This window comes from Mycobacterium sp. E2989 (assembly GCF_001667595.1).
In the GTDB taxonomy this organism is placed as follows: Bacteria; Actinomycetota; Actinomycetes; order Mycobacteriales; family Mycobacteriaceae; genus Mycobacterium.
Genome location: NZ_LZJX01000138.1, coordinates 39,232 through 56,913, shown reverse-complemented (window position 1 = coordinate 56,913; position 17,682 = coordinate 39,232). Strand labels below are relative to the sequence as shown.

The 17,682-nt window shown below is 70.3% G+C and carries 16 protein-coding genes and 2 pseudogenes; 12 read left to right on the top strand and 6 right to left on the bottom strand.

What is annotated here, in order from left to right; all coding sequences use genetic code 11:
* Window positions 1-108 precede the first annotated feature (108 nt).
* The 3 genes and pseudogenes from fabG1 to A5680_RS24540 form a co-directional block, all read left to right on the top strand.
* Window positions 109-876 carry a 3-oxoacyl-ACP reductase FabG1 gene (gene fabG1 / locus A5680_RS24550; RefSeq protein WP_067824165.1) on the top strand — a complete coding sequence of 256 codons (768 nt, stop codon included), beginning with the start codon at window positions 109-111 and terminating at the stop codon, window positions 874-876.
* Between the two features lie 29 nt (window positions 877-905).
* Window positions 906-1,715 (top strand): NADH-dependent enoyl-ACP reductase InhA, encoded by an 810-nt coding sequence (inhA, locus tag A5680_RS24545; protein ID WP_055404646.1) that lies wholly within the window; start codon window positions 906-908, stop codon window positions 1,713-1,715.
* A 22-nt stretch (window positions 1,716-1,737) separates the two neighbouring features.
* Window positions 1,738-2,770 (top strand): annotated as a pseudogene (locus tag A5680_RS24540) (ferrochelatase); the annotation flags it as partial.
* On the opposite strand, the gene A5680_RS24535 reads toward A5680_RS24540, so the two are convergent.
* Window positions 2,756-3,667: a hypothetical protein gene (locus A5680_RS24535; protein WP_067824157.1), complete on the bottom strand. Its 912-nt coding sequence runs from the start codon at window positions 3,665-3,667 to the stop codon at window positions 2,756-2,758. The pseudogene A5680_RS24540 and the gene A5680_RS24535 overlap by 15 nt on opposite strands.
* Window positions 3,668-3,724: 57 nt before the next feature.
* On the opposite strand from A5680_RS24535, the gene A5680_RS24530 reads away from it, so the two are divergent.
* Genes A5680_RS24530 through A5680_RS24520 form a run of 3 tightly spaced genes read left to right on the top strand, consistent with a single transcriptional unit; the run spans window position 3,725 to window position 5,720 of the window.
* The gene (locus A5680_RS24530; protein ID WP_055404649.1) at window positions 3,725-4,162 is read left to right on the top strand and encodes an NfeD family protein; all 438 of its coding nucleotides are present in this window, start codon (window positions 3,725-3,727) and stop codon (window positions 4,160-4,162) included.
* 49 nt (window positions 4,163-4,211) lie between these two features.
* The gene (locus A5680_RS24525; RefSeq protein ID WP_055404650.1) at window positions 4,212-5,354 is read left to right on the top strand and encodes an SPFH domain-containing protein; all 1,143 of its coding nucleotides are present in this window, start codon (window positions 4,212-4,214) and stop codon (window positions 5,352-5,354) included.
* A gap of 9 nt (window positions 5,355-5,363) precedes the next feature.
* Window positions 5,364-5,720, top strand: a complete 357-nt coding sequence (locus A5680_RS24520; RefSeq protein WP_055404651.1) for a DoxX family protein — start codon at window positions 5,364-5,366, stop codon at window positions 5,718-5,720.
* A gap of 10 nt (window positions 5,721-5,730) precedes the next feature.
* Here A5680_RS24520 and A5680_RS24515 read toward each other — a convergent pair whose 3' ends face one another.
* Both A5680_RS24515 and A5680_RS25515 read right to left on the bottom strand, forming a co-directional pair.
* Window positions 5,731-5,988 carry a hypothetical protein gene (locus A5680_RS24515; RefSeq protein ID WP_067824153.1) on the bottom strand — a complete coding sequence of 86 codons (258 nt, stop codon included), beginning with the start codon at window positions 5,986-5,988 and terminating at the stop codon, window positions 5,731-5,733.
* A gap of 99 nt (window positions 5,989-6,087) precedes the next feature.
* Entirely contained in the window at window positions 6,088-6,450 is a 363-nt protein-coding gene (locus A5680_RS25515; RefSeq protein WP_082970487.1) for a hypothetical protein, read from the bottom strand.
* Window positions 6,451-6,528: 78 nt separating this feature from the next.
* Here A5680_RS25515 and A5680_RS24510 point away from each other — a divergent pair, with 78 nt between their 5' ends.
* Window positions 6,529-7,245: a response regulator transcription factor gene (locus A5680_RS24510; RefSeq protein WP_067824150.1), complete on the top strand. Its 717-nt coding sequence runs from the start codon at window positions 6,529-6,531 to the stop codon at window positions 7,243-7,245.
* Window positions 7,242-8,720 carry a cell wall metabolism sensor histidine kinase WalK gene (locus tag A5680_RS24505; protein WP_067824147.1) on the top strand — a complete coding sequence of 493 codons (1,479 nt, stop codon included), beginning with the start codon at window positions 7,242-7,244 and terminating at the stop codon, window positions 8,718-8,720. Before A5680_RS24510 ends, A5680_RS24505 begins: the two co-directional genes overlap by 4 nt.
* A 47-nt stretch (window positions 8,721-8,767) precedes the next feature.
* Here A5680_RS24505 and A5680_RS25930 read toward each other — a convergent pair whose 3' ends face one another.
* The 3 genes from A5680_RS25930 to A5680_RS24495 all read right to left on the bottom strand — a co-directional run bounded on the left by A5680_RS25930 (window position 8,768) and on the right by A5680_RS24495 (window position 10,806).
* A complete protein-coding gene (locus A5680_RS25930) occupies window positions 8,768-9,007 on the bottom strand; it encodes a hypothetical protein (RefSeq protein ID WP_156349661.1) in 240 nt (79 codons plus the stop codon).
* Window positions 9,008-9,106: 99 nt separating this feature from the next.
* The gene (locus A5680_RS24500; RefSeq protein ID WP_055404656.1) at window positions 9,107-9,901 is read right to left on the bottom strand and encodes a hypothetical protein; all 795 of its coding nucleotides are present in this window, start codon (window positions 9,899-9,901) and stop codon (window positions 9,107-9,109) included.
* Window positions 9,902-10,038: 137 nt separating this feature from the next.
* On the bottom strand, window positions 10,039-10,806 hold the full coding sequence (locus tag A5680_RS24495; RefSeq protein ID WP_055404657.1) for a TVP38/TMEM64 family protein: 768 nt from the start codon (window positions 10,804-10,806) through the stop codon (window positions 10,039-10,041).
* Window positions 10,807-10,974: 168 nt separating this feature from the next.
* Here A5680_RS24495 and mutA point away from each other — a divergent pair, with 168 nt between their 5' ends.
* The 4 genes and pseudogenes from mutA to A5680_RS24475 all read left to right on the top strand — a co-directional run bounded on the left by mutA (window position 10,975) and on the right by A5680_RS24475 (window position 17,450).
* A complete protein-coding gene (gene mutA / locus A5680_RS24490) occupies window positions 10,975-12,852 on the top strand; it encodes a methylmalonyl-CoA mutase small subunit (RefSeq protein WP_067824144.1) in 1,878 nt (625 codons plus the stop codon).
* A 5-nt stretch (window positions 12,853-12,857) separates the two neighbouring features.
* Window positions 12,858-15,110 carry a methylmalonyl-CoA mutase gene (gene scpA / locus A5680_RS24485; protein WP_067824141.1) on the top strand — a complete coding sequence of 751 codons (2,253 nt, stop codon included), beginning with the start codon at window positions 12,858-12,860 and terminating at the stop codon, window positions 15,108-15,110.
* Window positions 15,111-16,111: pseudogene (meaB, locus tag A5680_RS24480) on the top strand (methylmalonyl Co-A mutase-associated GTPase MeaB).
* A gap of 52 nt (window positions 16,112-16,163) precedes the next feature.
* A complete protein-coding gene (locus A5680_RS24475) occupies window positions 16,164-17,450 on the top strand; it encodes a serine hydrolase domain-containing protein (protein WP_067824137.1) in 1,287 nt (428 codons plus the stop codon).
* Window positions 17,451-17,682: the final 232 nt, after the last annotated feature.

The window sequence follows — 17,682 nt, the reverse complement described above, 5'->3', positions numbered from 1 at the left end:
CGTCACGCCAGCGTGACGGCGGGCCTCGGTTGCCACGCCAGTGTGACGCTCGCGGCACGTCGGGGAGCCAATTTCGGCGCGATGACGCCGAGGCGCTAGGTTGTCGGGGTGACTGACACGGCCACCGAGAACACCACCGAAAGTGCCGCCACCGGCGGCAAACCCGCATTCGTATCCCGTTCCGTGCTGGTGACGGGCGGAAACCGGGGAATCGGTCTGGCGATCGCGCAGCGGCTGGCCGCCGACGGCCACAAGGTGGCCGTCACGCACCGCGGGTCCGGGGCGCCCGAGGGGCTGTTCGGCGTTGTGTGCGACGTCACCGACAACGAGGCCGTCGACCGCGCGTTCAAAGAGGTCGAGGAGCACCAGGGGCCGGTCGAGGTGCTGGTGTCCAACGCCGGTATCTCCAAGGACGCCTTCCTGATCCGGATGACCGAGGAGCGCTTCGAAGAGGTCATCAACGCCAATCTCACCGGGGCGTTCCGGGTGGCCCAGCGCGCCTCGCGCAGCATGCAGCGCAAGCGGTTCGGCCGCATCATCTTCATCGGCTCGGTGTCCGGCATGTGGGGCATCGGCAACCAGTCCAACTACGCGGCCGCGAAGGCCGGCCTGATCGGCATGGCCCGCTCGATCTCCCGCGAGCTGTCCAAGGCCGGGGTGACCGCCAACGTCGTCGCGCCCGGCTACATCGACACCGAGATGACCCGCGCGCTGGACGAGCGGATCCAGGCGGGCGCACTGGAATTCATTCCGGCCAAGCGGGTCGGCACCGCCGAGGACGTCGCCGGGGCGGTCAGCTTCCTGGCGTCCGAGGATGCGGGCTACATCGCCGGCGCGGTCATCCCGGTCGACGGCGGCATGGGCATGGGCCACTGAATTCACCCACGAAGACATTAAGGACGGACATGGCAGGACTGCTCGACGGCAAACGAATCCTGGTCAGCGGGATCATCACCGACTCGTCGATCGCGTTTCACATCGCCAAGGCGGCCCAGGAGGCGGGCGCGCAGCTGGTGCTGACCGGGTTCGACCGGTTGCGGCTGATCCAGCGCATCGCCGACCGGCTGCCGGAGAAGGCGCCGCTGATCGAACTCGACGTGCAGAACGAGGAGCACCTGAACACCCTCGCCGACCGGGTGACCGCCGAGATCGGTGAGGGCAACCGGCTCGACGGCGTGGTGCACTCGATCGGCTTCATGCCGCAGACCGGGATGGGCATCAACCCGTTCTTCGACGCGCCGTACGAGGACGTCGCCAAGGGCATCCACATCTCCGCGTATTCCTATGCCTCGCTGGCCAAGGCGCTGCTGCCGATCATGAACCCCGGCGGGTCCATCGTCGGCATGGACTTCGACCCCAGCCGGGCCATGCCGGCCTACAACTGGATGACCGTGGCCAAGAGCGCGCTGGAGTCGGTCAACCGGTTCGTCGCCCGCGAGGCCGGCAAATTCGGCGTGCGTTCGAATCTCGTTGCGGCGGGGCCCATTCGGACGTTGGCGATGTCGGCGATCGTGGGCGGGGCCCTCGGCGAGGAGGCTGGCGCCCAGATGCAGCTGCTGGAAGAGGGCTGGGACCAGCGCGCGCCGATCGGCTGGAACATGAAGGACCCCACGCCCGTCGCCAAGACGGTGTGCGCCCTGCTCTCGGACTGGCTGCCGGCGACCACCGGCACCATCATCTTCGCCGACGGCGGCGCCAGCACCCAATTGCTCTAACAGCGGAATGCTCTGACTCCAAATGGACTTCGACGCCGTCCTGCTGCTGTCCTTCGGCGGCCCGGAGGGGCCCGAGCAGGTGCGGCCGTTCCTGGAGAACGTCACCCGCGGCCGCAACGTGCCGCCCGAACGCCTGGATGACGTCGCCGGGCACTACCTGCATTTCGGCGGGGTGTCACCGATCAACGGGATCAACCGCGCCCTGATCGACGAGCTGCGCGAGGAACTGGACCTGCCGGTCTATTTCGGCAACCGCAACTGGGAGCCCTACGTCGAAGACACCGTTGCGGCCATGCGGGACAACGGGATTCGCCGCGCCGCGGTGTTCACCACGTCGGCGTGGAGCGGCTACTCCAGCTGCACGCAGTACACCGAGGACATCGCACGGGCGCGGCGGGCCGCCGGGCCGGACGCGCCCGAACTGGTCAAGCTGCGGCCGTACTTCGACCACCCGCTCTTCGTCGAGATGTTCGCCGGCGCCGTGGCGGCCGCAGCGCAGTCCGTGCCCGACGGCGCCCGCCTGGTGTTCACCGCGCATTCGGTCCCGGTGGCCGCCGACCAGCGCCTCGGCCCCAGGCTCTACAGCCGCCAAGTCGCTTACGCCGCAAGGCTGGTCGCGGCCGCGGCCGGCTACGCCGATTACGACCTGGCCTGGCAGTCGCGGTCCGGGCCGCCGCAGGTCCCGTGGCTGGAACCGAGCGTCGAGGACCATCTGACGGCACTGGCCGCCGCGGGGACCCAGGCCGTCATCGTCTGCCCGATCGGGTTCGTCGCGGACCACATCGAGGTGGTGTGGGATCTCGACGAGGAATTGCGAACCCAGGCCGAGGCGGCGGGTTTGGCGTTCGCCCGGGCCGCCACCCCCAACGCCGATCGCCGATTCGCCCGTCTCGCCGCCGATCTGGTCGACGAGCTGCGTAGCGGCCGCGACCCCACCCGGGTGGCCGGACCCGACCCGGTGCCCGGCTGTCTGGCCAGCGTCGACGGCGCGCCCTGCCGCCCGCCGCATTGCGCGCGCGGCGACAGCGACTAGCGCGCCCTCAGTCGGCCCAGGCCGAGTGCAGGATCGCGGTGACGGCGGCCATCCGCGCCGAGCGGACCACGGCGGTCAGGGGCCGCAACGCATCGCTGGCGATGCGTGCCTCCGAAGAGGATTGGGCTCCGAACGCTTCGGGGCCGGCGGCGACCGGCGCGGCGAATCGTTCCGGCGAGTCGGGCGAGCGGCTGAGCCCGGCGCTGACCGCGATGATGGCGTCGACGTGCGCGGCGTTCTCCAGCACCCGCAACGCCCGCGAGGGTGCGTGGTCGGGAACGCGGTGTTGCCGTGCGGATTCCAGCAGCTGCTCGACGAGGCCGCGCGGATCCTCGATGTCGGCCGCGGCCGATCCGAGCCCGATGGCGCCGAGGGCGTCGGCGGCCGAGCGCACGGCCGAGCGCAGCGTGTATTCGGCATCCCCGAGCTCGTAATGGTCGAGCACCGGCGCGCCCGGCAGCGAGTAGACCGTCCAGGACAGCGCGCACAGGTCGGAGAAGTCGTCTTCGTCGTAGGAGAACTCGGGCACCAGCCCCACCGCGGTGGCGGGGTCGTGCGGGCTGGCGATGATGATCGCCTCACCCGCGGCCAGCGCGTCGCGCTCGAATTGCGTCCCGGGGGCGAGCCCGCGCACGTCGCCGGGCACCGGCAAAAGCATGTTGATCGTTCCGCGCAACCGGCCCGGGCCGGGCGCCGACCGACCGGCCGCGGCGCGCAGCGTCTGCAGCAGCGTCACCGTTCCGGCGTCGTGCACATCCGGCCACGGCAGCCCGGTGTGACCGGCGGCGACCGCATCATACGCGGTGACCGATTGCTTTGGCGCCCATACCGATAACGCGTCCAGGACGTCGTCGGGCGCGGCCTTGCCTGCGAGCCAGGCGTTGGCCCACAGGGAAAGCGAGACACTGGGACACCACACGATTCCGCAGTGTAGTTGTTTTGCCCGGCAAAGGCGGATCACGCGTATTCTGACCGCATGCACGCCGCAGTGCTTTGGTTGATATCCGCGCTGGTGCTCGCCGGTGCGGAGGCGCTCACGGGCCATATGTTCCTGATGATGCTCGGCGGCGGCGCGCTCGCCGCCTCGGCAACCAGCTGGCTGACCGATTGGCCGGGCTGGGCCAACGGGATCGTTTTCCTGGTCGTCTCGATTCTGCTGCTGGTGCTGGTGCGCCCGGCGCTGCGGCGGCAACTGACGCCCGCGCACGTGCCGCACATGGGCATCGAGGCGCTGGAGGGCAAGAAGGCGCTGGTGCTCGAGCGGATCGACCGCGACGAGGGCCAGGTGAAGCTCGACGGCGAGGTGTGGACCGCGCGCCCGTTCAACGAGGGGGATGTTTACGAACCGGGGGAGTCGGTGACCGTCATGCAGATCGACGGCGCCACGGCGGTGGTCTTCAAGAGCGGTCCATAACGACTGCGCGAGAGCGCTGCCAAAACCTCTGGGAGAGAAAGGAACTCGGGTGCAGGGTGCGGTTGCTGGTTTGGTATTGCTGGCCGTATTGGTGATATTCGCCATCGTCGTGGTGGCGAAATCGGTGGCCTTGATACCGCAGGCGGAGGCCGCGGTGATCGAACGGCTGGGCCGATATAGCCGGACGGTCAGCGGTCAGCTGACGTTGTTGGTGCCGTTCATCGACCGGGTGCGCGCCCGGGTGGACCTGCGGGAGCGGGTGGTGTCGTTCCCGCCGCAGCCGGTGATCACCGAGGACAACCTGACCCTCAACATCGACACGGTGGTCTACTTCCAGGTCACCGTCCCGCAGGCGGCCGTCTACGAGATCAGCAACTACATCGTGGGTGTGGAGCAGCTCACCACCACCACGCTGCGCAACGTGGTCGGCGGGATGACGCTGGAGCAGACGCTGACCTCACGCGACATGATCAACGGCCAGCTGCGCGGCGTGCTCGACGAGGCCACCAACCGCTGGGGCCTGCGGGTGGCCCGGGTCGAGCTGCGCAGCATCGACCCGCCGCCGTCCATCCAGGCATCGATGGAAAAGCAGATGAAGGCCGACCGCGAGAAGCGGGCGATGATCCTGACCGCCGAGGGCATGCGCGAGTCGGCGATCAAGGAGGCCGAGGGGCAGAAGCAGGCGCAGATCCTGGCCGCCGAGGGCGCCAAGCAGGCCGCGATCCTGGCCGCCGAGGCAGACCGGCAGTCCCGCATGCTGCGCGCCCAGGGTGAACGCGCCGCGGCCTACCTGCAGGCGCAGGGGCAGGCCAAGGCCATCGAGAAGACGTTCGCCGCGATCAAGGCGGGCAGGCCGACCCCCGAGATGCTGGCCTACCAATACCTGCAGACCCTGCCGGAAATGGCGCGTGGTGACGCCAACAAGGTGTGGGTGGTGCCGAGCGACTTCAGCACGGCGCTGCAGGGATTCACCAAGCTGCTGGGCGCCCCGGGCGAGGACGGCGTGTTCCGGTTCCAGCCCTCCCCGGTCGACGATGCGCCCAAGCACAGCGCCGACGACGACGCCGACGTCGCCGACTGGTTCTCCACCGAGACCGACCCGGCGATCGCTCAGGCGGTGGCCAAGGCCGAGGCGATCGCCCGCCAGCCGGTGGATGGCGAGCCGGGACCGCCGCCGCAGCTGACCCAATAGGATTGGCCCATGAGCGTTTTCACTTCGCCGAAGACCTACGTTGCGCTCGGCGCGTTCCACGCCGTGGACGCGGTGTTGTGCGGTGTCCAGGTGGCCCCGATCAAGAAGGTGCTGGACGACGTGGGGCTGCCGGAGAACGTGCGGCCCGTGCTGCCGGTGGTGAAGGCCGCCGCCGCGGTGGGCCTGCTGTCGGTCACCCGCTTCCCGGTGCTGGCGCGGGTGACGACGGCGATGCTGACGGTGTATTTCGTCCTGGCGCTCGGTGCCCACATCCGGGTGCGCGACAAGGTCGTCAACGCCCTGCCGGCGGCGCTGTTCTTGGCAACCTTCGCCGTGATGACGGCGAAGGGACCCGACCGCAACTAAAACGGGCGGGTCAGTCGTGGGGCGTCGGCAGCGGGGGCGCCGGCACCGACGTCGGTGACGGCGGCGCCGTGTAGATGCACCCGCCCCCGCCCACCGACTGCGACGACAGTGGCGGCGGGTAGGGCGGCGGCGGAAGCTGAACCCGGACCGTCCAGACCAGTCCGGTGATCGCGAAGGCGGCGAGGGCGCCGAGCACCAGGCCGGCCAGCCCGGCGAGGGCGGCCACGCCGGCGGGGAAGCGGCGGGTTCCGGTGTTGTCCGAGGTCATGCGGCTCTCCACGGTCGTCGGATGGGCGGTAACCGCGACGCTACTGGCGCGACGACCGCCGCCGCCACGATTCGACGGATCGTGACGGCGGCGGTTCGGTCAGCTATGCGGCGCCGGGGACGGTTGCGCCGGCGGCGGGAAGCCGGGCGGCGGTCCCGGCGGCGGCCCGGGCGGCCCAGGCGGCGGCGCAAACCCGAAACCTCCAGGGCCACCCATCGGCGGGGGCGGTGGCCCGTGATGCAGCGCCATCATCGGCGGCGGCCCCGGCAGCGGAGGTGGACCGGGCGGACCCACGCTGATGATCCAGGCGAAGGCGATCGCGGCGATGGTGCCGACCGCGCCGATCAGCGCGCCCGCCACCCCGGCGCCGACCACGACGCCGGTCGAGTGACGGCGGGGCGGAGGTGGGTCGATGGGCGGCGCCGGCGGCGGGGAGGTGTCGATCTCGTCATTTGTGGTCATGGCACCGGACGGTAGGAGCCGGAACTGAAGTGGACCTGAAGATGCCGGCTTCAGCTTGGCTTCAGGTCCGGCGCCACAATGGGAGGCATGACGAACTGCCCCCGGGCCGGCCATTTCAGCGTCGGAGCGCCCCGGGTGCTGGTTGTCGAGGACTCCGAGACGATCCGCGAAATGGTCAGCGAGGCGCTCACCGACGTCGGCTATCACACCGCCGGCAGCCGCGACGGCGACGGGCTGGAGGAGGCGCTGGACGGGCTGCGGCCGGACCTGGTGGTGCTCGACGTCATGCTTCCGGGCCGCGACGGCTTCGACCTGATCGACGTCATCCGCGACTGGGGCGATGTCGGGATCGTCATGATCACGGCTCGCGACGGCCTGGAGGATCGGCTGCGCGGCCTCGACGGCGGGGCCGACGACTACGTGATCAAGCCGTTCGAGCTGGCCGAACTGGTGTCGCGCGTCGGGGCGGTGTTGCGCCGGCGCGGACGGCTGCCGCAGGTCGTTCAGCTCGGTGACCTGATGCTCGACGCCGACGCCGGCGTGGCCGCGCGCGCCGGTAGTCGCCTCGAGTTGACCGCGACCGAGCTGCGGCTGCTGGCCTTCCTGGTGGAGCAGCGCGGCCGCATCGTCAGCGCCCGCCAGATCCTGAACGCGGTGTGGGGGTACGACGCCTACGACCCCAACCTGGTCCAGGTGCATGTCAGCGGATTGCGACGCAAGCTCGAAGCCCACGGGCCGCGGATCCTGCACACCGTGCGCGGCATCGGCTACCGGCTGCAGCCCCAGCGATCATGACCACCGCGGCCACGACGCGGACCCCGTCCCTGCAGCGCCGGGTGACGGTGGTGGTGGTGGCGTTGCTCGCCCTGCTGCTGGTGATGCTCGGCGTCACCGTCGACGTCACCCTGGGCGTCCTCGCCCGCAGAAACCTGCACGACCGGCTGCTGGCGGCCGCGTCCCGGGCCGAGGCGCTGGATGCTGCGCACACCTCGCCCGAGCTGCTGGCCGCCGAACTCAACGGCGGCGGGGTGCGGGCACTGCTGGTCACCGCCGACGGCGCGACGTACGGTGACCGCGGCATCAGCCCCGACACCGTCGCCGGTCCCGTGGTCCCGCCACCGTTTCCGCCCCCGCCACCATTCGCGCCGCCGCCGCCGTTCCCGCCTGGGCCGCCCGGCGTTCCACCCTGGCCGCCGCCGCCCCCGCCCCCGCCGGATGCCACCGCGACGGCGGTCGTGCGCCCACTGCCGGATGGCTCCCGGGTGATCCTGGTCGCCGACACGACGCAGACCACCCAGGTGACGCACCAGCTGCGCCTGCTGATGATCGGGGCCGGCGTGGCGACCCTGCTGACCGCCGCGCTGTTGCTAGTGGCCGTCAGCCGGGTGGCGTTGCGCCCATTGGACAGGCTGACGGCGCTGGCCAACGACATCAGGACCGGCGATCGCGGACGACGGCTCCGCCCCAACCGGGCCGACACCGAATTAGGGCGGGCCGCAAGCGCTTTCGACGGGATGCTGGACGCCCTGGAGGCTTCCGAGGACCGGGCCCAGCGGGCCGCGGACGCCGCCCGGCGCGCCGAGACCGCCACCCGGCGATTCCTCGTCGACGCTGCCCACGAGTTGCGCACCCCGATCGCCGGGATCCAGGTCGCCGCGGAACAGCTCGCCAACAACGCCTCTCCCGATCAGGGCGACGACGTGGCGCAGGGTCAATACCGTCGGGCCAGCCTCCTGCTGTCGGACGCCCGGCGCGCCGGGCGGCTCGTCGCGGACATGCTCGATCTGAGTCGCATCGACGCCGGGCTGCCATTGGACTCCCACGACGTCGACCTCGCCGCGATCGCGGATGCCGAAGCCGACCGGGCCGCCATGCTCGCCCCGCAACTCACCGTCCGTCGCACCGGCCTGGCTGAGCTGCATGTCAACGCGGACCCCACCCGGCTGGCGCAGGTCCTGTCCAATCTGCTCGACAATGCGCGCCGCTACACCCCGCCCGGGGGCGCCATCACCATCGATGTCCGCATAAGCGAAGGCGACGCGCAGGTGACCGTAACCGACAGTGGGCCCGGCATTCCCGGCGACGAGCGGGAGCGGATCTTCGAGCGCCTGGTGCGCCTGGATGCCGGGCGCGGCCGCGATCACGGGGGCGCCGGGCTGGGCCTGCCGATCGCGCGGGCGCTGGCGCGCGCTCAGGGCGGCGACCTGGTGTGTTTGCCGCGCAACGGCGGCGCCGAGTTCCGGCTGAACTTGCCGGCCCAACGCCGGTGAGCGGTGGCCGCACCAGGCGAGGCGGCCACCGCTCGGTGCGGCGAACGTCAGAATCCCGGCGGCGGTGGCCGGAACGGGTCGCCCGGACCCGGCGGTGGCGGACCAACGGGCCCGCCCGGCCCCGGCGGCCCGCCGAACGGTTCCCCCGGCGGATGCGGTGGTCCGGGCTGTCCGGGCGGTGGTGGCGGCGGCGGATCCGCACTGGCCACGGCGGCGCCGAAGCCGGCCAGGGTCGCCCCGAGGGCGCCCGCGACCAACGAACCGGCGACGAGTTGTTTGATATTCACTTGGCTTCGCTCTCCTCCCTGTCGGCGGTCGATCGCCGCCGCCGCGACAGTAGGAAGTCAGCCTGAAGCCAGCCTGAAGAAGCCGGCGCGCAACCGTTTTCAGCCGGCCGTGGACGCCGCGGTGACGGCCGTGAGATGCCACTCGTCCAGCCAGGGCTGGATCAACTCGGCGACCGAGAACTTGGCCGGGGCCGAACACCCGTGCTTGGGGGTGGACGGGTCGCCCCCGCGGATGAGGATCCCGACGGCGCCGACGGTGCCGTCGCTTTGATTCCGATAGACCGGGCCGCCCGAATCACCGCACTGGCCGGGCGCCAGGAAGACGACCTTGCTCCCGGTGATCTGGGTGATCTCCCCGCAGGTGGCCTCGCCGGTGCCCATCCCGAACTTGCACAACTCCTCGCCGACCTGCAACCCGGTGGCGACGCCGGAGACCGGCAGCGCGGACCCGATGGCCGAGGCCTGCGGGACGTTCTCGCCGTCCAACACGATCAGGCCGATGTCGTGCTGTTCGTTGTGCACGCCCTCGCTGACGGTGCGGCGGAACGTGCCCACCGTCGCGTAGGGAAGGATGCCGGCCAGGTTCATCGACACCTTGCTGAGCTGACCCGGCCGGTTGCAGTGCCCGGCCGTGAGCACACCGGCCTGACCGGTGCTGGTGTGCACCAAAAACCCTGCGGTACAACCCATCCCACCCGATCCGTCGGCGTACTGGACGTAGATGCCGGAACCGGGGCCGACGGCGCTGGCCGCGGGCAGGTCGATCGGGGCCAGGACCGGCGGCGGGGCGGCGTCGTGGGCCGTCTGGGCGGCGTTCCTGGACAGCAGGCACACCGCGGCCACGAACGCGGCCGCGCAAAACACCGAGGCGATCACGAGTAGCGCGTTGTGCATTCGCGAAGGTTGTGTCGCCAGGTACGGCACATGAATTCCGGCCAACACCCCCCCTTGCGCGCGGTGCCGGTGTCTGAGCCCAGCTTGCCAGCATTCGGCCCATCAATTCACGCGATTGGCCAGATCCGGCCGACGGGTCAGCCGATGGTCGCCGGCTCGGGGGCGGCCTCGTCGCCCGCGGGACGGTGCGCCCCGCGATGGTGCCGCCGGTAGTGGCGGATCTCGACGACCAATCCCGTCAAACCCAGGGTCGCCGTGCAGATCGACACCAGGTACAGCAGCGAGCTCGGGTGACCGGCGAGCGCGTCGCCGAGGACCACCACGGCGGCGGTGCCGGGCAGCAGGCCGCCCAGGGTGGCCAGCGTGTAGGGCAGCAGGCGCACGGTCGACGCGCCGGCGGCGTAATTGATCGCCGAGAACGGCACGGCGGGAATCAGCCGCAGCGACAGGATGGCCAGCCAGCCCCGCTGGCGCAGGCGCTCGTCCACCGTGTCGATCGCGCGGTGGCGAACCAGGCGGTTCAGCCGCCACCCGGCCGCGCGCACCAGCAGCAGCGCGATCACCGCGCTGGCGGTGCTGGCGACCACCGCGATCGCCACGCCCACCAACGGGCCGAACAGCAGCCCGGCGGCCAGGGTGAACGCCGTGCGGGGTACCGGCACCACCGTGACCACGATGTGCGCGGCCAAGAACGCCAACGGGAACCATGGCCCCACCGACTCCGCCCAGTCGCGCATCTGCACCGGCGTGGGCAGGGGCAGCCAGGACGCGGCCGCGATCAGGAGTGTGATACCGACCACTGTGGCGATCGCCCGGGGCCGCGACAGCAGGCGCGCGGCGGCGCCCAGCGCGCCGGCGAGGTCGCGCAGCGTCCGGTTGATTCTGCAGGTGGCGGAAGCCGTCACGCCTGTAAAGGTTACGGGTCGCAGGTGAATAACTCGTTTCCCGAGGCTGGCGTTTCATCGCCGGGCCGCCCCGCTCGTCGCGCGTCGCGGTTTTCTGCCGACAGGCTCGATCAACTAGCCTCATTAGTAAGTCGCAGGCCCCATTTGCTGGGAAAAAGGGAGCAATCGGTGTCCATTGATGTACCCGAGCTTGCCGAACTAGAACAGGTTCGCGGGCGTTGGCGCAGTGCGGTCGCCGGCGTGCTATCGAAAAGCACCCGGAAGGACCCCGAGGAACTCGGGGACCATCCCGAGCGGCTGCTGGAAACCCCCACCTACGACGGCATCGCGATCCGGGCGCTGTACACGGCGCTGGACGAGCTGCCGGAACCGCCGCTTCCCGGTGAGTGGCCCTATGTGCGGGGCGCCGATGCGCGGCGCGACGTGAAGTCCGGCTGGAAGGTGGCCGAGGCGTTCCCCGCCGATCGCGTCGCCGGGGTGGCGGCCGCCGAGGTCAATGCGGCGGTGCTCGAGGCGCTGGGCAACGGGGCCAGCGCCCTGGTGCTGCGGGTCGGGGAGTCCGGCGTGACCGCCGACCAGCTCGAGGGCGCCGTGTCGGGCGTGCACCTGAGCATGGCGCCGGTGATCCTCGACGCGGGCGCGGACTATGCCGCCGCCGCCGAGGTCATGCTGGCGATGGCGGGCGGGGTCGAGGCCGACCAGCGCGACCTGCTCTCGATCGACCTCGGTGGCGACCCGCTCACCGCGGCGCTGAGCGACCGTCCCGCGCCCGACCTCGGCGAGGTCCTCGCGGTCGCCAAGCGCGCCGCCGAAGAGCGCGGCGTACGGGCGATCACCGTCGACGGGCCGGCGTTCCACAACCTGGGCGCGAACGCGACCTGGGAGCTGGCCGGCACCGTGGCCGCCGGGGTGGCCTACTTGCGGCGGCTCACCGAGTCGGGCATGCCGGTCGGCCAGGCGCTGCGGCAGATCAGCTTCCGGCTGGCCGCCGACGACGACCAGTTCGGGACGCTCGCCAAGCTGCGGGCCGTGCGTCAAATGTGGGCGCGGGTCGCGGAGGTCGTCGGCGATCCCGACGGCGGGGCCGTCACCGTGCACGCGGAGACGTCGCTGCCGATGATGACCCAGCGCGACCCGTGGGTGAACATGTTGCGCTGCACCCTGGCCGCGTTCGGCGCCGGCGTCGGTGGCGCGGACACCGTGCTGGTGCTCCCGTTCGACATGGCGATCCCGGGTGGCTTCCCCGGCACTGCGAGAAGCTTCGCCCGGCGGATCGCCCGCAACACCCAACTGCTGCTGCTGGAGGAGTCGCACGTCGGCCGGGTGCTCGACCCGGCCGGCGGTTCGTGGTTCGTCGAGGAACTCACCGCGCGCATGGCCGAGCAGGCCTGGGAGCACTTCCAGGCCATCGAGGCGCGCGGCGGGTTCGTCGAGGCGCACGACTACATCGCCGGCCAGATCGCCGAGGTGGCCGCGCGACGCGCCGACGACATCGCGCATCGTCGCACCGCGATCACCGGTGTCAGCGAATTTCCGAACCTCACGGAACCTCCTCTGGCACAGGATGATTCGTCGGATACACCGCTGGCCGCCGGCAACCTGCAGCGCTACGCCGCGGCGTTCGAGGCACTGCGCGACCGCTCCGACGTCTTCCTGGCCCGCACCGGCGCCCGCCCGCAGGCGCTGCTGCTTCCGCTGGGCCCGCTGGCCGAGCACAACATTCGGGCGACGTTCGCGAGCAACCTGCTGGCGTCGGGCGGCATCGAGGCCGTCAACCCCGGATCGGTCGACGCCGCCGGTGTCGCCAAGGCGGTCGCCGACGCGGGATCACCGGGCGTCGCGGTCATCTGCGGCCCCGACAAGCGCTACCAGGATGAGGCCACGGCCGTCGTCGAGGCGGCCCGAGCCGCCGGGGTATCGAGGGTCTACCTGGCGGGACCGGAGAAGGCCGTCGGCGACGCCGAGCACCGGCCCGACGAGTTCCTGACCGCGAAAATCAATGCGGTCGAAGCCCTTTCGAACCTGCTCAGTCGACTGGGAGCGTAGCCGCAATGACCACAACCGCACCAGTGATCGGAAATTTCGCCGAGGTTCCGCTGACCGGCGGCCGCCCGCTGCCGCCGCCCACCGAAGCCGCCGTCGAACAGCACGTCGCCGCCGCCGCGGCGGCGCACTGGTACACGCCCGACCAGCTCGAGTGGCACACGCCCGAAGACATCGCCGTCAAGCCGGTGTACATCGGCGCCGACCGGGCCGCCGCGGCGGCCGGCGGTTACCCGCTGAACAGCTTCCCCGGTGAACCGCCCTTCCTGCGCGGCCCGTACCCGACGATGTACGTCAACCAGCCGTGGACCATCCGCCAGTACGCGGGGTTCTCCACCGCGGCCGAGTCGAACGCGTTCTACCGCCGCAACCTGGCCGCCGGCCAGAAGGGCCTGTCGGTGGCCTTCGACCTGGCCACCCACCGCGGTTACGACTCCGACCATCCCCGTGTCCAGGGCGACGTCGGAATGGCCGGCGTGGCAATCGATTCCATCCTCGATATGCGCCAGCTGTTCGACGGCATCGACCTCTCGACGGTTTCGGTGTCGATGACGATGAACGGCGCCGTGCTGCCGATCCTGGCGCTGTACGTGGTGGCCGCCGAGGAGCAGGGGGTGCCGCCGGAGAAGCTGGCCGGCACCATCCAGAACGACATCCTCAAAGAGTTCATGGTGCGCAACACCTACATCTATCCGCCCAAGCCGTCGATGCGGATCATCTCCGACATCTTCGGTTACACCAGCGCGAAGATGCCGAAGTTCAACTCCATCTCGATCTCCGGTTATCACATCCAAGAGGCAGGCGCCACAGCAGATTTGGAGCTGGCCTACACGCTGGCCGACGGCGTCGACTACATCAAGGCGGGCCTGGACGCCGACCTGGACATCGACAAGTTCGCGCCGCGACTGTCGTTCTTCTGGGGCATCGGGATGAACTTCTTCATGGAGGTCGCCAAGCTGCGCGCCGGCCGGCTGCTGTGGAGCGAGCTGGTCGCACAGTTCAACCCCAAGAACACCAAATCCCTTTCCCTGCGCACCCATTCGCAGACCTCCGGCTGGTCGCTGACCGCGCAGGACGCCTTCAACAACGTCGCGCGCACCTGCATCGAGGCGATGGCCGCGACCCAGGGACACACCCAGTCGCTGCACACCAACGCCCTCGACGAGGCGCTGGCCCTGCCCACCGACTTCTCCGCGCGGATCGCGCGCAACACCCAGCTGCTGCTGCAGCAGGAATCGGGCACCACCAGGCCCATCGACCCCTGGGGCGGCTCGTACTACGTGGAGTGGCTGACCCATCAGCTCGCGCAGAAGGCCCGCGCCCACATCGCCGAGGTCGCCGAGCACGGCGGCATGGCCCAGGCGATCAGCGACGGCATCCCCAAGCTGCGCATCGAGGAGGCGGCCGCGCGCACCCAGGCCCGCATCGACTCCGGGATCCAACCGGTGATCGGCGTGAACAAGTACCAGGTCGAAGAGGACCAAGAGGTCGAGGTGCTCAAGGTCGAGAACAGCCGGGTCCGCGCCGAGCAGCTGGCCAAACTCAAAGAGCTGCGGGCCAGCCGCGACCAGGCCGCCGTCGAGGCCGCCCTGGGCGAGCTGTCCCGCGCCGCCGCGGCACACGGGCGCGCCGGGGAGGACGGGCTGGGTAATAATCTGCTGGCGCTGGCGATCGACGCCGCCCGGGCCAAGGCGACGGTCGGGGAGATCTCCGACGCGCTGGAAAGGGTATACGGGCGGCACCAGGCGGAGATCCGCACCATCGCCGGTGTCTACCGCGACGAAGCCGGAAAGGCCCCGAACATCGGAACCGCCACAGAACTAGTCGAGAAGTTCGCCGAGGCCGACGGCCGCCGGCCCAGGATTCTGGTGGCGAAGATGGGCCAGGACGGTCACGACCGCGGCCAGAAGGTGATCGCGACGGCCTTCGCCGATCTCGGGTTCGACGTCGACGTCGGCTCACTGTTCTCCACGCCCGAGGAGGTGGCCCGGCAGGCCGCCGACAACGACGTGCACGTCGTCGGCGTCTCGTCGCTGGCCGCCGGCCACCTGACGCTGGTGCCGGCGCTGCGCGACGCGCTCGCCGAGGTGGGGCGGCCCGACATCATGATCGTGGTCGGCGGTGTCATTCCCCCCGGCGACTTCGACGAACTGTACGAGGCCGGGGCCGCCGCCATCTTCCCGCCCGGGACAGTGATCGCCGATGCCGCAATTGGCTTGCTGCACAAGCTCGCCGAGCGGCTGGGTTACCCACTCGACTAGATGGCCCCCCGCAAGAGCGACTCCGTCGAGGATCTGGCCGACGCCGTTCGCGGCGGCGACCGCGCCGCGCTGCCGCGGGCCATCACGCTGCTGGAGTCCACCCGCGCCGACCATCACGAGAAGGCCCAGCGGCTGCTGCTCGAGCTGACGCCGGACTCGGGCGACGCGCACCGGGTCGGCATCACCGGGACGCCGGGGGTGGGGAAGTCCACCACCATCGAGGCCCTCGGCATGCATCTGATCGAGAAGGGCCACCGGGTGGCCGTCCTGGCCGTCGACCCGTCGTCGACGCGCAGCGGTGGGTCGATCCTCGGCGACAAGACGCGGATGGCGCGGCTCGCGGTGCACCCGGATGCGTACATCCGCCCGTCGCCCACGTCGGGCACCTTGGGCGGTGTAGCAAAGGCGACCCGCGAGACCGTGGTGCTGCTGGAGGCGGCCGGATTCGACGTGATCATCATCGAGACCGTCGGCGTCGGCCAGTCCGAGGTGACCGTGGCCAACATGGTCGACACGTTCGTCCTGCTGACGCTGGCGCGCAGCGGCGATCAGCTGCAGGGCATCAAGAAGGGTGCGCTGGAGCTGGCCGACATCGTGGTGGTGAACAAGGCCGACGGCGAGCACCTCGCCGAGGCGCGGATGGCCGCCCGCGAACTGTCCTCGGCGATCCGGTTGATACATCCCCGCGAAACACTTTGGCGGCCACCGGTTCTCACCATGAGCGCGATGGAGGGGACCGGCCTCGAGGAGCTGTGGGACACCGTCGAACGCCATCGTCAGGTGCTCACCGAGGCCGGCGAGTTCGAGGCGCGCCGGCGCGCGCAGCAAGTGGACTGGACGTGGCAGCTGGTCCGCGACACCGTGCTGGACCGGGTGCTGTCCAATCCCAAGGTGCGCAAGATGCGTGCGGACATCGAACGCCAGGTGAAGGCGGGGGAGCTGACCCCGGCGCTGGCGGCCGAGCAAATACTGACGGCCGCGTCAGACTAACGGATAGGTAAATAATCTACATTTCGCACCGGGAAGGTGTGAAATCCAAGTAAATTCAAAAGCGTGACGGTTCAAACCCGAGTCGATCGCCGCGCGGTCCCTGTCCACGATGACCTTGACGCAGGTCACCGTGTGTCCGGCGCGGCGGACTCACATTTCGGATGCGTCGTTCGCAGCTTTTCGACCATGTTCCCCGCCCGCCGCTTCGGTGGCGGCGCCCTGGCGGTGTATCTCGACGGCCAACCCGTCGTCGACGTCTGGTCCGGCTGGTCCGACCGGGGCGGTCACCGGCCGTGGTCGGCCGACAGCGCGCCGATGGTGTTCTCGGCGACGAAGGGAATGGCCGCCACCGTCATTCACCGGCTCGCCGACCGCGGGCTGATCGACTACGAGGCGCCCGTCGCCGAGTACTGGCCCGAGTTCGGGGCGAACGGCAAGGAGAGCCTCACCGTCCGCGACGTGATGCGGCACGCCGCCGGCCTTTCGGGCCTGCGCGGCGCCCGCTCCGAGGACTTGCTGGACCACGTCGTGATGGAAGAGCGACTGGCCGCGGCCTCGCCGGGGCGGCTGCTGGGCAAGCCGGCCTATCACGCGCTGACCTTCGGCTGGCTGATGTCCGGCCTCGCCCGGGCGGTGACCGGAAAGGGCATGCGGACGCTGATCCGCGAGGAGCTCGCCGAGCCGCTGGGCACCGACGGGCTGTATCTGGGTCGCCCGCCGGCGGGTGCACCGACGCGGGTCGCCGAGATCATCGCGCCGCAGAACATGGTGCGCAATCCGGTCCTGAGCTTCGTGACGCGCAGGGTGGCCAACGAGCTGTCCGGCGGGTTCCGGTCCATGTACTTCCCCGGCATGGTCGCGGCGGTGCAGGGCGAGATCCCGTTGCTGGATGCGGAGATCCCGGCGGCCAACGGGGTGGCGACGGCCCGCGGGCTGGCGCGGATGTACGGCGCCATCGCCAACGGCGGCGAGGTCGACGGCATCCGGTTCCTGTCCCGGGAGATGGTCGCCGGCCTGACCGGTCGGCGCAGCCTGCGTCCGGACCGGAACCTGTTCGTGCCCTTGGCATTCCACCTGGGCTACCACAGCCTGCCGTTCGGGAACGTGATGCCCGGCTTCGGCCACGTCGGCCTGGGCGGTTCGCTGGGTTGGACCGACCCGGCCAGCGGGGTGGCGTTCTCGCTGGTGCACAACCGGCTGCTGACGCCGTTCGTGATGACCGATCACGCGGCGTTCGTCGGCATCTACGCGCTGATTCGCAAGGCCGCCGAAAAGGCCCGCAAGCGCGGCTTCACGCCGGTGACCGAATACGGGGCGCCGTACTACCAGCCGGGGGCCGTCGCGGGTTGATGGCCGCGCAACCAGTCCTCAAATAATTTACGCCTGCGTTTGCTACAGCTCTCGATTACGGGATTGTGTCGGCAAGATTTCTACCGCCGAGCGGCATCTCAGCTGTGAATAATCGGCAAATACTGCGGGATAACGGGTTGCGTTGCTACGATTCCGCCAGTATCTGACAGTGCCCAAACCAGGGTGGGGGCCCTTGTTTATGGCGTCTCGGAGGGTTTGCTGCTCTCCTGCT